This window comes from Gilliamella mensalis, from assembly GCF_900103085.1.
Lineage (GTDB): Bacteria > Pseudomonadota > Gammaproteobacteria > Enterobacterales > Orbaceae > Gilliamella > Gilliamella mensalis.
Genome location: NZ_FMWR01000015.1, coordinates 22,703 through 36,801, shown reverse-complemented (window position 1 = coordinate 36,801; position 14,099 = coordinate 22,703). Strand labels below are relative to the sequence as shown.

The window sequence follows — 14,099 nt, the reverse complement described above, 5'->3', positions numbered from 1 at the left end:
AGTATCATTAATTCACCCAATCGCGATGGCAGAAGGTTTACGTTTTGCGATTCGTGAAGGTGGTCGTACTGTTGGTGCAGGTGTTGTTGCTAAAGTTATTAAGTAATTTAACTTGCTATCATAAAGAGCAACTATTGATGCTCTTTATTATCAGTAAAAAAGGTGCACGCTGTGTGCCTTTTTTATTTTCTCATCAATAAGCTCATCCATTTTTAAATTAAATTAGCTAGCTCATTACTTTGTTCAAGTCTTGTGAAATGTCCATATTTCAGACCTACCACTAAAAATCTATCAATATGACTGCTGAGTTATCTGTCCTTACATTGAGTTCGTTGATTGATGATCAAAAGTAATTTTATAACTTAAAATTATGCATAATCTTGCTATTAATGAATTTAATTCATGAGACTATCAACTCATACCTTATTTATCTCAACAAATATAGTGTTTACAATAGATGTATCAATAGTGTGTGTCTTGGCTTATTAGAAAAATAAAATTTATTCAAATTCATTTATTAGAAAGAGAGGATGTTATGGAATATCTACAACTTGGCAATTCTAATATTCAAGTATCTCGTATTTGTTTAGGGTGTATGAGTTTTGGTGATCCTGCCAGTAAAATGCATGCATGGACGCTTAATCCTGATGAAAGTGAAGCAATTATCAAACATGCGTTAGATTTAGGCATTAATTTTATTGATACCGCTAACACCTATTCGGCTGGTACAAGCGAAGAATATTTAGGGCGAGCAATTAAAAAAAACATACCGCGCGAAAAAGTGGTCCTTGCAACTAAAGTCTATTTTAATGAGGGGCATCTTTCCAAAGCGGCTATTGAAACAGAAATTAATGGTTCGCTTAAACGGCTTGGCACGGACTATATAGATTTATATATCATTCATCGTTTTGACTATACAACACCAATAGAAGAGACAATGGAGGCATTACATAATCTTGTCAAGGCAGGCAAAGTGAGAGCATTAGGCGCTTCGGCTATGTATGGATATCAATTTCATAATATGCAACTCACCGCTATCGAAAACGGTTGGACGCCTTTTGTGTCGATGCAAAATCACTATAACTTACTGTATCGAGAAGATGAGCGTGAGTTAATTCCTATCTGCCGACAATTCAATGTTTCACTAACTCCCTACAGCCCTTTGGCTGCTGGTAGACTTGCTCGTTTAGCATGGCAAACCAATACATTGCGTAGTAAAACCGATCAGGTTGCTATTGCCAAATATGATAGCACCCAAAAAACGGATACCAATATTGTGCAAAGAGTCAATGAACTTGCCGAAAAATATGGCGTGACTATGACACAAATAGCATTAGCTTGGCAATTTGCTAAAGGTATCACCTCACCAATTATTGGCGCTACTAAAACCGAGTATTTAGATGATGCTGCTGGTTCACTGAAGGTCTCATTATCGAAAGAAGATATCACATATTTAGAAGAGCAATATATACCACATCGTATTGTTGGTGCAATTTAACTTGTGGGTTAAGGCGTTTTATCACCAAATGGATAAAACGCCCGAGGCTTGCTCACACATCCAATAGCCTTTTAAAAGAACGAAACAGCTATTTAATAGAATCCTAACTGTGAACGCAATGACTTAATAGCATTTTTTTGCTATAGTAAACGCCATTTTTATTTAATCTGGAAGAATTGTAAACTATGGAATCTATCCCTAATTGCCCTGTTTGCCAATCTGAACATACGTATCATGATGGTTCGTTTTATGTTTGCCCTGAATGTGCCCACGAATGGGATCCCAACGAAGAGGTATCTTCTGATGCTGGATTACAAGTAAAAGACAGTAATGGTAACTTACTTGCTGACGGCGATGATATTATTTTGATTAAAGATCTGAAATTAAAAGGCTCTTCAACAGTACTTAAAAAAGGGGCTAAAGCCAAAGGTATTCGTTTAGTCGAAGGCGATCACGAGATCGACTGTAAAATCGATGGCATGAAAATTATGCTTAAAGCCTGCTTTGTTAAAAAGGCTTAATCAAAAAGTTTCATTAAAAAGCCTAATCAAAAGACGCGATTAATGCTGATTTTATCAGCATTAAGGTGCTTAGTTTTAGATATTGCTTAATATGCTTTATTATACAATAAAAAATATTCAGGTAGGGTATTGATTTTATTTAAGTTTTTATTTGACTAATTTTTTATATTTATAAATAAATCAATATGTTATTATATAAATCTCGCTCAATAGCTACAAAAAGCAAATAAAAATTACATCGGTACTTTGTAAATGTTTTCTGCGGTTAGCCAGCTAAAATAACAATATTGTTTGATTTGATGATTGATGGCGTTGAATAAAGAGGTCTTGGTGAGACCGATCTAATAGCAATCTTTCATATCCGTTATCAGTCTGTTCTATTATAAGGTCTAATTGCTTCTCGGCATCATCAGGCAGTGGATAAGGGTTAATAAGCTTGCTGACTTTATTATTAAGCATATTAAAATGATCCTTTGAACATAACGCCTCTTCAAATGCTATATAGAAAAATGCAATAACTCAAGACCTCATTTCAAGATCGGTTTCATCTTTGAGTAAAGCCTTAAGTTGCTCAAAAGGTTCTGCGCAATCAGGAAGTAAAGCCAGTCTTTCTGCCTGCTTTATTAATTCTTGTTCTTTGTTCATAGTTAATTGCTTATCCATCATCATTGAACAAGTAAATAATTAGAATAATAAATAAGACTTGCTTCCGGTTGCTTAGTTTATCATTGTTTATTATGCCAAATAAATTATTGTTCAACGATAGAATAGTGAATATTAAACATCTAATAATAATTTAATGATGTTTGTTGCTGGCAAGTATCACTGAGTTAAATACCGCAATAGGGTAGCAATGCGCTCAAATATTTGTTCAAAAATAAATTCTGCAAACGCCGGCAATGTTGTAATTAAATAAGTGAGCATGACTAGCCCTAATAATAGTGTCACCGGATAGCCAACCACAAATATAGACAATTGTGGCGTTATTCTATTAAGTAACCCTAATGATATGTTGATGATTAACAGTAAGGTCATTAAGGGGAGTGCTAACATAATACCATTGATAAATAATAATTTACTGGCATCAATAAGTGCTAAGTATCCGTTTGCTTGCAATGGCATCACAGCAATTGGAATAATTTCAAAACTATTTGATATACCATATAACAGCCATAAATGGCCATCAACACTTAGAAATATTAATAGAGCAATAATGTTAATTAAGCGTGATAATACCGATGTGGATGGGCCGCCAATAGGGTCAAAAAAAGTCGCCATTCCCAGCCCCATTTGCATGCCAATTAATTCGCCTGAAAATCGAACCGTCATAAATGCCATCTGCATGGTAAAACCAATTAGCGCACCGATCATTATTTGCTGCGCGATAATCCATATTCCTATCAAAGAGTATATTTTGATATTGTCATCAAGAGGTGGAAGTGGCAGTACAATTGCAATCAGTAGTGCCAAACCAATTTTAATGCGATTGGGAATTTCTTTTTCACCAAAAATAGGGGCAACCATGATCAATGCTAAAATACGCACAAAGGGGAAAAAACAGTCCTTAGCCCAAGAAAAGAAATGAATATTAAATAGAGTGTAACTGTTAAAATCCATCTAATTTAACTAGTTAAGTTAGGAATGTCAGTGATAACGGTTTGAATATAATCAATCATCGTTGATAACATGGATGGTCCCAAAATAATTAATACGGCAATGACCGCCAAAATTTTGGGAATAAATGATAATGTCATTTCGTTAATTTGCGTTGCCGCTTGTAATAAGCTAATGATTAGCCCTGTTACTAATGCTACTAACAGTAACGGTCCTGCTAGTGATGCAGCGACTTTTATGGCCTGCGTTGCTAAGGTGCTAATATATTCAGGTGACATAGTGAAACTCAACTAAAAAAGCTTTGTGCTAGCGAACCAAGTAATAAGTGCCAACCATCAGCCAATACAAATAACATTAACTTAAATGGCAGTGATACCGTTGCTGGTGGTACCATCATCATCCCTAATGCCATAAGCGTGCTGGCAACCACAAGGTCAATGACTAAAAAAGGAATAAAAATAGTAAAACCGATTTGAAATGCTGTTTTTAATTCACTCACCACAAAGGCAGGAACCAACACTTTTAGTGGGATGTCTTGGCGTGTTTGAATGTCGTTTTGATGAGACATGTTCACAAATAATGCTAGGTCGTTTTCTCGCGTTTGGGTAAGCATAAATTCTTTTAACGGTTTTGTTGCTTTAGTTAAACCTTCTTGCATGGTGATTTGATTTTGCGAATAGGGCACATAAGCGTCTTGATAAATGTTATCAATCACCGGCGACATAATAAAAAAGGTCATAAAAAGCGCTATTCCTAAAATAACTTGATTAGGGGGCGCTGATTGCGTACCAAGGGCATTACGTAACAGACCTAACACAATGATGATGCGTGTAAAGCTGGTCATCAAAAGTAATATTGCTGGAATAAAAGTGAGTAAGGTCAAAAAGACTAATGTCTCAACGGGTAATGACCAATTTTGCCCACCGCTCAAGGGCTGGTTCATGACGGATAATGCAGGAATTTCAGCATGGCTTGATAGGCTAAACAACAATAAGCTTAGCAAAATAGTTAAATTTAACCGCACTTATTGTTACTCCTTTTTCGCTTTTAAAGCGGATTGTAATATCTGCTGAAATGCGTGGGTTTTCGTCAGTTTTTTTTCTGTCGCATTTTGTGCAAGTAACATTTTGCTGCGTTGTTCATCGATGGTATGTAATAAAGTCATTTGTTGAGAAGTAACGCCCACTACTAATAGTTGGTTATCAACATGAACCACCATAATACGTTCTTTAGGCGTAATAGTGTATGTGGCTTTGACATCAATCCATTGGTCGGCCTTTTTTTTCCAACCCATTCGTTTAGCAAGCCATGCTAACAATAAAATACAACCAATGACCACAATCAGCATTAATCCCATTGACGATCCAACTTCGGTGTAAATATTGGCCTGAGAAGATGGCACCGATAAGGTATTGGTGTTGGCGGTTGGAACCATTGCTTGTGTCAAATCTGTTTGCTTTATTGCCATTAACGACTCAATCTTCGTACACGCTCTGATGGGGTAATAATATCGGTGATGCGCACACCATAGTTATCACCGACCACCACAATTTCACCTTGGGCAATTAAATAACCATTAATTAATATATCCAATGGTTCGCCGGCAAGTCCATCTAATGCAATGACCGATCCTTGAGTTAGGTTTAACAGATCTTTAATGGCTATTTTGGTTCGGCCAAGTTCGACACTTAATTCTACGGGAATATCCAATATAAGATTAATATCTTGCTTTTTGTCTTCCGCATGTTGCGGAGATAATGTTTCAAAAATCGCTTGTTTAGTGATGAGCTCGTCACTCGCTACTTTTGCTTCTTGGTTTTCGTCGTGATTTGGTTTGGTGTCAGTCATTGAACACTCCCTCATTCAATTGTTCTATCACAGGATTAATGACCTGTTCTACTTGAATTGCATATTGTTTATTTACTTTACCGTAATGGCCTTTTAATACTGGTACGCCACCGACTGTTACATCTAAACTTGTTGGTTTGTCGATCACTAAAATATCATCCACTTTTAAGGCTAACAGTTTGTTAACGGTTGTGTGAATATGGGTAAAGTTAGCCACTAATTCGACGGTTGATTGTTTGATGCCAGTGGTTAATGAACTCATCCAAACCTTATCATCTTGGTAAGTCTGTTGTTCAATAGGTGGTTTGATTAATAGCTCTTTGATTGGTTCGACCATAGAATAAGGAATACAAACGCAAAAGGTTGCTTTGCTGTGACCCACTTCCACTTTAAAATTTGTTGTTAACACAATATCATCAGGTGAGCTGGTAATATTGGTAAATTTACTTTGCATTTCAGAGCGAATATATTCGGCTTCAATCGGGTAGACATCAGCCCATGCATTTTGATAAATAACTAAAGCTAACTCTAATACCCGTTTAATGATTTGTTGTTCGGTATGGGTAAACTCACGCCCTTCTGTTTCTATTTGAGTTGTATGTCCATCACCACCAAATAATGAATCGACAATAATAAAGACTAATTCAGGTGAAAATGAGAATAAGCTTGAACCTCTTAATGGATTAAGATGCACTAAATTTAAATGATTTGCTGATGAAATATCAGAAAACTCTTTGAATGTTTGTGGTTCAATAGGCGATGCAACCACATCAGTATTACGACGTAATCGGTTAAATAAACCAATTCGAAACTGACGAGCAAAACGTTCATTAATAATTTCTAATGCAGTTAAACGCTCAGGAATAAAGCGATGTTTGACCGATAGATCATAGGGCTTAACCTCGGCCTTTTTCCCTGAAGGTAATGAGATAACGGAATCATCAATATTGCTATTATCTTCAGTTATCACAACACTTTCATGCTGTTGTGTAACATCATCAATTTCAGTTATGCCTGTTGTGGTTTCGATCTTATCGGGCATAATCATCACCGTATAATAAAATCAGTAAATAAAACTTCATCAATTTTTACCGAATTTTTTGCATCATAGTGTCGAGATAGCGTATTTTTTATCTGCTCTTGTAAATTGATTTTCCCCGATTCTAGCTTTAATTGATTAATATTTTGATTTGACGTTAAAAGAAGTACATCACTTCTTACTTCAGGCAAATAATCTAATAGCACCGTTTTTTGATTTTCATCCGCAACACGCAAAACGATGCCAATATAAATGATTTTGTTGATATCGATATTATCTTCTGAAACAGGTAATGAAATCGTAAATGGTTTTAATGTTAAAAATACAGGTGACATGATTTTAGGTTCTTCTGGCACTGTATTGGTGTTTGGTGAATGGCTTTGAAACCACAAATAAGCCGCAAAGCCTATCGCTGATAGTGTAATAAGAATGAGGATTAAATTTAAAGCACTAACTTTTTTTGAAGCTGTAGGCATATGTATTCTTGTCTCTATAAAATTTAAACAGATCTCTAATCCATTAACTGGATATGGTTACAAGAATAATAAAGCATATTTTTAAAATCGATTTGAAGAATAGGCAATAAAACATTGCCTATTTATGCGCTTCAATTTATTTACCTCGAAAATTAAAAAAATAATGTTAATTGTTAAGCAAATATGCTAAGACCTGATTTTTGTGAATTATTTTCAACAATCATTTGCTCAACATGCACATCGGTTGCATCAAGTGTTTGTACTGTTGGTAGTGATCTTTTTGTTGATTGATGCATGGCGGATTGCTGTGAATCGTTCATCATCGAAAAGTCACCAATATTGGCTTGTTCTAGCATAATACCTTGATCTTCCAATGATGTTTTTAAAAAGGGTAATGCCGATTCTAACATACCTTTAACAATACTATGTGCAGCCATCATATTAAGATGCATCTTATCGTCATTCATCGCCAGTTTAATATGCAATGACCCCAACTCTTGTGGATGTAATTTGATGTCGGCAGTTTGAATACCTTGACGATTAAACATAATAATTTGTTCAGTTAATGAACTTTGCCATTGCATTATATTCATTGGTGTTGATAAATTGATTGTCGCTGATGTGGCGGTAGCATTAGATGGCGATAATAGTGAACTTAGTCCATTTGCATGGGGCATCAACGATAATTCTTGATTGGTATGAACTGCCGCATCTTTATCACAATGACTTGCTATAAATTGTGTTTGAGCCGTCGCAAATTTTTGCATAATATCATTAGCATTTTGAGTATTCTTTGCTTGATTAATCCGATGATTATTAACATCACCTTTAATACCGGTTGCTTTTTTATGCGCAAAGTTAATCTTCACCCCTTTGTTATCGTTCGATAATGAGGTTATATCTGTTTGCTGTGTTACTTTATTAATTAAATCTTCACTATCATAAATAGAAGTAAGTAACTGCGTTGCCTGTTCACTTATCACACTGTCTGACAATAAATGAGCGTTTAATTTTTCAGAACTATCACGATTTTGTTCTGTATTGATAAAAAGTCGTTGTTCTTGTTCACTATCTTGTATATTAAACGGATAAATCGCTGTCATTGACATATCAGCATCGGGATTACTCTCTTCGTGGTTATTACCCGTCATTTTTATCTTGGCGTTAACTGGTTTTTTTTCTTGTTCTGCTTGATGTTCACTGAGTTGCAATAATTTTTGAAAACAATCATTATTATCAGCCAGCACTCCCGTTTCAACATTGTTTGAGTGATGAGAAGTGGTTTGGTTAAAATCATTAATAAGATTAATATTCATTTAATGCTCTCCTTGCTAGTTGTAGCTGCGCAAATTCATCTGTCAGTTTTTGTTGTAAGCGATTTTGTTGCTGTTGCTGTTTTTTATAGTGCTTGTCTAATAGTGTTGTATAGGTGTTTAGGCTTTTTTGTGATTGATTAAGTTGATTGGTTATTTGTTTTTGTTTAATATCCAACGTTAACAATACTTTTTGCTGTTGTGCAATGCCTTGCTCAATGGTTGCAATAAAGGCGTTAAAATTACTCAGTTCACCACCTTTAATACCACGAGATAAAGCGTTATTTAATTTTTGTTGATACTCGGCATAATAGTCATTTAATACATGCAGTTGTGATTGTGCATGGTGGTGGTTTTCATGTGCTTTTTTTAACTTAAGTAACGTCTCATCGACCGATTTTTTTGCTAGTTTTTTTAATGTTAAAAACGCAAATTGCCCAGAATTTTTATTTACCATTACTCTTCCCTAACTTGTTGATCCGACAATACTCACTAATTGTTGATAAGCATCTTGATAGCTACAGTGTTCATTAATACTTTGTTGTAAAAATTTTTGCATGGTAGGAAACAATACTATTGCTTTATCTAATAAAGGATCAGTACCTGTTACATAAGCCCCTACATTGATCAAATCACGGTTGCGTTGAAAACTTGAAAACAGTTGTTTAAATAATCGGGATTTTTTTTCATCTTCTGGCGCAGTAAGATCAGTCATCACCCGACTGATTGAAGCTTCAATATCAATAGCTGGGTAATGTCCTGACTCAGCTAGCGAGCGAGATAAAACAATATGCCCATCTAAAATCGCTCTGGCCGAATCGGCAATCGGATCTTGTTGATCATCACCTTCTGTCAATACCGTATAAAATGCTGTAATGGAGCCTTTTCCGTTTTCATCATTACCAGCTCTTTCAACTAATGCCGGTAATTTGGCAAAGACTGATGGGGGATAGCCTTTTGTTGCAGGGGGTTCTCCTATCGCTAAAGCAATTTCTCGTTGTGCCATTGCGTAACGCGTTAACGAGTCCATAATAAGTAAAACGTTAAACCCTTTATCACGAAAGTTTTCGGCAATTTTTGTTGCGTATGCAGCTCCTTGTAAGCGCAATAATGGTGATACATCGGCAGGAGCGGCTATAACAACTGCTCGAGCTAATCCTTCTTCGCCTAAAATATTTTCGATAAAATCTTTAACTTCACGCCCTCGTTCGCCAATCAGACCGACAACAATAATATCTGCTTGTGTGTAACGCGCCATCATGCCAAGTAAGACACTTTTGCCAACCCCGGATCCTGCAAATAAGCCCATGCGTTGCCCTTTACCAACCGTGAGTAACGCATTGATGGCTCTGACGCCAACATCGAGTACTTGATGAACAGGAGTGCGTTGTAATGGGTTAATCGCTTTATGAGATAATCCTTCATACTCAACCAGATCTGGTAACGCTCTACCATCTAAAGGTTTCCCCATAGCATCAACTACTCGCCCTAATAATCCCATTCCCATTGGTAAAACTTTATGACTAAAGTGCGTTAGATCATACTGTTTGGTATAAACGCGTGCGCCTAATAAAATACCGTCGGTTGATTCAAACGGCATTAAGTAAAGTGTTTTATCATTAAAGCCAACCACTTCACACTCAACTGGCTCAGTTTGACCATTGGTTTGTCGTTCAACTAGGCAGTTAGATCCCAAAGGTAATTTTAATCCAACAGCTTCAAGCACCAATCCCGATGCTTTAACTAAGCGTCCGTATTGGCGAATTAACGATAGTGATTGTAGTTGTTGGGTTGCTTGGTCAATTTTACTTAGCCATTGTGACGAGTATTTCATGTTAATGATCGTCCTCTTTTAGGCTATCAGACATTATTTGCCAATGGTGATTGATATTGGTATCAATTTCATTAGTATCGGTTAAAATTTTGCAGCCACCGATTTCAATGTTAGCATCGGCAATTAATTGCCATTGATATTGCTGATTTTCGTCATGAAACAGGGGTTCTAACCATTGCAAATCAGTAGGATTAAGATGTAATGTCATCGGTTCTGATAAAATTGGACACTGCTCAACTAACGTTTGTATGGTATGGCTTAACTGCTTTTGTTTTACTTTAGCAATACTGCCTACTGTTTTTTGAGCCGCGATTAATGCCAAATCAAGCAATTTAGGCACAATTAACTCATCAATATCATTAATTGATTGCTGAAAATTACTGACTAACTCGGTTATAGCATCAGCTGTTTTGCGCTTTTCTTCATTAAGCTCCTGCTCAATTTGTTCACGTCCTTCTTGTTGCCCAAGGCGATATCCTTGTTCATAGCCCGCTTGTTTACCTTCCTCAAAACCTTCAGATCGACCTAAATTAAATCCTTCTTGGTAGGCTTGTGCTTCAATCTGCTGTTTTAATTGATCCAGCGTTTGTTCGATCTCATTAGGCTCAATAGTTTCAATAGGCTCATGCTCAGAATCAGACGTTGGTTCACTAGCCTCTAGTTGCTCAATCTCATTGCTTTTGCTTAATTCTGATAGCTTGGATGATGCTAAATCCCGAAAGCTTAGTGGTTCCCAATTTAATCTATTGGGCTGCTTATACATATTCATCATCACCGCTAGTTAGAATCATTTCTCCACTTTCAGCTAATCGACGAGCAATAGCCAGAATTTTCTTCTGTTCAGTTTCTACTTGAGATAAACGTACAGGTGGTCTATTTTCTAAATCTTCACGTAAAATAGAGGCTGCACGTTGTGACATATTACTCAATAGTTTGTCACGTAATTCAACTGATGCCCCTTTCAATGCAATGATCAATATTTCATTATCGACTTCTTTAAGTAAGCGTTGGATACTTCTATCATCAACTTCAACCAGATTTTCAAACAAGAACATTTCATCAATAATTTTTTGCGTTAACTCTCCATCGTAATCACGCAATGCATTAATAACCTGCTCTTCTTGTTGTGTTTTCATTAAGTTAATAATTTCTGCCGCAGTACGTATTCCGCCAAGATTATTAAGTTTGATATTTTGACCATGTAATAATGTCGATAATGAAGATGAAAGTAATTGCAGTGCGGAAGGCTCAACCCCACCAAAAGTCGCAATACGTAACATGACATCGTTACGCAACTCATCGTCAAATAGATTTAAAATTTCTGCAGCTAAATCACGATTTAAATGGACTAAAATAGTTGCAATGATTTGTGGATGTTCTTTTTTGACCAGATCAACCGCTCTTGTTGCATCAACATAGTTAAGCATTTCAAGACCATCGGTGGCTTCTTCATGACCCGTATCTAATAATTCATCAAGTAAACGCTCCGCTTTTTCACTACCCAGTGAGCGCCCTAATATTGAACGTAAATAACCATCTGGATCGGTATGTAAAACTGCACATTCTTCAAGAGCCACTTGGCATTCATTAAGTATGCTTTTTAATTGTTCTTGCGAAAACTGAGGTAATGACATCATTGCACTACTGATTTGTTGCACCTCTTTTTGGTTAAGATGTTGCATTACTTGTGCGGCAAGTCCTTCACCTAACACCATTAAAAGCGCAGCTGCTTTTTGAGATTCACTTAAAATCATTGTGTAGTGTCCTCTTTATTGATCCAATTACGAATAATTAAAGCCATAACACGAGGTTCTTTCTCAACTAGTTTGCGTATGTGCTGTTGTTGTTGCATATTATCTTCAAATATTTTGTGCTGTTGTTTACTGTGTGCTTTATAATCTAATTTTTCTTCTACCATTGATTTAGGATTCAATGATTCCTCTTTTTCGATGAAGAATTGACGTTGTAATTTTAACCATAATGAACGTAATACCTTGCGCCACATAACCCAGAAAATGAGAATATAAATTAAATATTTAATACCTGTTTTGACAGAATCATAAAATTCATTGGTTTGCCAAAATGCGATATTGTCATCGTCTTCAAGTGCTTGATCGGTAAATTTCAAATTCGCAACAGTTAATGTATCGCCACGTAGATCAGAAAATCCCATTGCCTGACGTGCGAGTGCTTCAATATTTTTTAGCTCATCATTATCTAGTTTTACCCATTGTTCTGTTATGGAAGGTGACTGATTGTCATCATCTTCAGACTTAGCATTGTCTGACTCGGTTGTGACAAATTTATAATTAACTAAAACAGCAACCGATAAACGTTTGATCCGACCTTCTGGTATTTGACTGCGTATCACTTGCCTATTGACTTCAAAATTAACGGTATTATTTGATTGTAAGTTGTAAGATGCCTGTTTATCATTTTTTTCAGCCGATTCATCTTGTTCATCAATTGGTGCGCTAGATGTTGGTACAGGTTGATTTGATAATGCCCCAGGTACTCCACCTATACCATAGCTATTGGCAGATTGGCGATTTTCGACTTGTTGCTTACTGCGAATCGTTTGATTGGCACTATCGCTATTTGGATCATAAGTTTCAGAAGTCGATTCTTGTCGGCTAAAATCAACATCGGCATTAACTTGTACCTTAACATTCTGTTTACCCAAAATTGGGATAATGATTTTTTCTACTCGCTGGCGAACACTATTTTCAATTCGCTCACTAAATTCAAGTTGAGCCACATTGGTATTTCTATCACGGTAGCCATCTCCAGTTAATAGGTGACCATGCTGATCAATAATGGTCACTTTATCTGCATGTAATTCTGGCACACTACTTGAAATTAAATGGATAATGGCATCGATTTGACCTTGTGATAATGAGCGACCGGGTAATAACGTTAATGCTACCGATGCTGAAGGGGATTTTCTTTCCCTGACAAATAAAGATGGCTTAGGCATCGCTAAATGCACTCTAGCATCATCAATACTACTAATGATGGATATGGTTCGAGATAATTCCCCTTCTAAAGCCCGCTGATAATTTATTTGTTCATTAAATTGGCTCATACCAAAACTTTCTTTATCGAGCAATTCAAAACCCACCGATCCACCTTTAGGTAAACCTTGTTGTGCAATACGTAATCGGGTATCGTAAACTTTGTCTTGTGGAATTAAAATAGTGGAGCCAGAAGATGAAAATTGATAAGGAATATTCATCTTATCAAGCTGACTAATAATTTCGCCACCATCTTTATCATTTAAATTACTGAATAAAACACTATAAGACTCATCTTTAGCCCATAAATAAATAAAACTAATAATCGCAATTGTAATGACACCTGCAATTAATAACGCCATTTTGGTATTTTGTTTTAGTTGATTTATAAAAGGCAATTTATTTAAGATTGATTCGCCTTTATTATTGACTGTTTCGCTAGCCATAGCATCCTGACTCTAAACTATTTAGATTAACTCTGTCATTTATTATCCATGTATTTGAAAAATTCAATGGCGAGAAAAGCGTGCAGTTTTTCCCTTACTTAAACCTTTTGATTTTTTATTTTTATGTTAAATTTAGCGGTACATTGACAAAAAATAAAAGAAGTTATTATTAAGATGAATACAATCAATATGTTAAATTCAGTTGAATTTACTCATTTAAATGAATCAACGTCAATTTCAAAAAACACACGTTTTGCAGATAAACAAAATTTTGTTGCAGAATTAAACACCGCTTTAGATAAGATAAGTCAACTACAAATACGTACAAATAATGAAGCTAAAGCTTTTGAAATGGGGGATGCAAATATTGCATTGAATGAGGTCATGGTTAATATGCAAAAATCATCAGTTTCATTGCAATTCGGTATTCAAGTGCGTAATAAACTCGTTGCCGCTTATCAAGAAATTATGAATATGAATGTCTAATTCATAACGA

The 14,099-nt window shown here is 35.8% G+C and carries 18 protein-coding genes; 4 read left to right on the top strand and 14 right to left on the bottom strand.

The window, feature by feature from the left end:
- From BQ5209_RS08870 to BQ5209_RS08860, 3 genes are all read left to right on the top strand, one after another.
- Window positions 1–106, top strand: a 106-nt coding sequence (locus BQ5209_RS08870) for an EF-Tu C-terminal domain-related protein (RefSeq protein WP_208610004.1), incomplete at its 5' end; no start/stop codon positions are given.
- A 429-nt stretch (window positions 107–535) separates the two neighbouring features.
- Complete coding sequence (locus BQ5209_RS08865; RefSeq protein ID WP_085248208.1) at window positions 536–1,498, top strand: aldo/keto reductase; 963 nt, start codon at window positions 536–538, stop codon at window positions 1,496–1,498.
- Between the two features lie 185 nt (window positions 1,499–1,683).
- Window positions 1,684–2,019, top strand: a complete 336-nt coding sequence (locus tag BQ5209_RS08860) for a zinc ribbon domain-containing protein YjdM (protein ID WP_085248206.1) — start codon at window positions 1,684–1,686, stop codon at window positions 2,017–2,019.
- A 519-nt stretch (window positions 2,020–2,538) separates the two neighbouring features.
- Here BQ5209_RS08860 and BQ5209_RS10935 read toward each other — a convergent pair.
- The 14 genes from BQ5209_RS10935 to fliF all read right to left on the bottom strand — a co-directional run bounded on the left by BQ5209_RS10935 (window position 2,539) and on the right by fliF (window position 13,603).
- Window positions 2,539–2,664 carry a hypothetical protein gene (locus BQ5209_RS10935; protein WP_279626444.1) on the bottom strand — a complete coding sequence of 42 codons (126 nt, stop codon included), beginning with the start codon at window positions 2,662–2,664 and terminating at the stop codon, window positions 2,539–2,541.
- Window positions 2,665–2,841: 177 nt separating this feature from the next.
- Complete coding sequence (fliR, locus tag BQ5209_RS08850; protein ID WP_085248202.1) at window positions 2,842–3,636, bottom strand: flagellar biosynthetic protein FliR; 795 nt, start codon at window positions 3,634–3,636, stop codon at window positions 2,842–2,844.
- Window positions 3,637–3,641: 5 nt separating this feature from the next.
- Complete coding sequence (gene fliQ / locus BQ5209_RS08845) at window positions 3,642–3,911, bottom strand: flagellar biosynthesis protein FliQ (protein ID WP_085248200.1); 270 nt, start codon at window positions 3,909–3,911, stop codon at window positions 3,642–3,644.
- Window positions 3,912–3,919: 8 nt separating this feature from the next.
- A complete protein-coding gene (gene fliP, locus BQ5209_RS08840) occupies window positions 3,920–4,657 on the bottom strand; it encodes a flagellar type III secretion system pore protein FliP (RefSeq protein ID WP_085248198.1) in 738 nt (245 codons plus the stop codon).
- Window positions 4,658–4,663: 6 nt separating this feature from the next.
- Complete coding sequence (gene fliO, locus BQ5209_RS08835; protein ID WP_085248196.1) at window positions 4,664–5,101, bottom strand: flagellar biosynthetic protein FliO; 438 nt, start codon at window positions 5,099–5,101, stop codon at window positions 4,664–4,666.
- On the bottom strand, window positions 5,101–5,481 hold the full coding sequence (gene fliN / locus BQ5209_RS08830) for a flagellar motor switch protein FliN (protein ID WP_085248194.1): 381 nt from the start codon (window positions 5,479–5,481) through the stop codon (window positions 5,101–5,103). The genes fliO and fliN overlap by 1 nt, the downstream gene beginning before the upstream one ends.
- The gene (gene fliM / locus BQ5209_RS08825; RefSeq protein WP_085248192.1) at window positions 5,474–6,523 is read right to left on the bottom strand and encodes a flagellar motor switch protein FliM; all 1,050 of its coding nucleotides are present in this window, start codon (window positions 6,521–6,523) and stop codon (window positions 5,474–5,476) included. The genes fliN and fliM overlap by 8 nt, the downstream gene beginning before the upstream one ends.
- 5 nt (window positions 6,524–6,528) lie before the next feature.
- Window positions 6,529–6,996: a flagellar basal body-associated FliL family protein gene (locus BQ5209_RS08820; RefSeq protein WP_085248189.1), complete on the bottom strand. Its 468-nt coding sequence runs from the start codon at window positions 6,994–6,996 to the stop codon at window positions 6,529–6,531.
- A gap of 173 nt (window positions 6,997–7,169) precedes the next feature.
- A complete protein-coding gene (locus tag BQ5209_RS08815) occupies window positions 7,170–8,312 on the bottom strand; it encodes a flagellar hook-length control protein FliK (protein ID WP_085248187.1) in 1,143 nt (380 codons plus the stop codon).
- A complete protein-coding gene (gene fliJ, locus BQ5209_RS08810) occupies window positions 8,302–8,766 on the bottom strand; it encodes a flagellar export protein FliJ (RefSeq protein ID WP_085248185.1) in 465 nt (154 codons plus the stop codon). The genes BQ5209_RS08815 and fliJ overlap by 11 nt, the downstream gene beginning before the upstream one ends.
- 9 nt (window positions 8,767–8,775) lie before the next feature.
- Window positions 8,776–10,143, bottom strand: a complete 1,368-nt coding sequence (gene fliI / locus BQ5209_RS08805) for a flagellar protein export ATPase FliI (protein ID WP_085248182.1) — start codon at window positions 10,141–10,143, stop codon at window positions 8,776–8,778.
- Between the two features lies 1 nt (window position 10,144).
- Window positions 10,145–10,906, bottom strand: a complete 762-nt coding sequence (locus BQ5209_RS08800) for a flagellar assembly protein FliH (RefSeq protein ID WP_167370335.1) — start codon at window positions 10,904–10,906, stop codon at window positions 10,145–10,147.
- Window positions 10,899–11,897 carry a flagellar motor switch protein FliG gene (fliG, locus tag BQ5209_RS08795; protein ID WP_085248178.1) on the bottom strand — a complete coding sequence of 333 codons (999 nt, stop codon included), beginning with the start codon at window positions 11,895–11,897 and terminating at the stop codon, window positions 10,899–10,901. The genes BQ5209_RS08800 and fliG overlap by 8 nt, the downstream gene beginning before the upstream one ends.
- Entirely contained in the window at window positions 11,894–13,603 is a 1,710-nt protein-coding gene (gene fliF / locus BQ5209_RS08790) for a flagellar basal-body MS-ring/collar protein FliF (RefSeq protein WP_085248175.1), read from the bottom strand. The genes fliG and fliF overlap by 4 nt, the downstream gene beginning before the upstream one ends.
- Before the next feature lie 174 nt (window positions 13,604–13,777).
- On the opposite strand from fliF, the gene fliE reads away from it, so the two are divergent.
- Window positions 13,778–14,089 carry a flagellar hook-basal body complex protein FliE gene (gene fliE, locus BQ5209_RS08785; RefSeq protein ID WP_208610003.1) on the top strand — a complete coding sequence of 104 codons (312 nt, stop codon included), beginning with the start codon at window positions 13,778–13,780 and terminating at the stop codon, window positions 14,087–14,089.
- The last annotated feature ends 10 nt before the right edge of the window (window positions 14,090–14,099 follow it).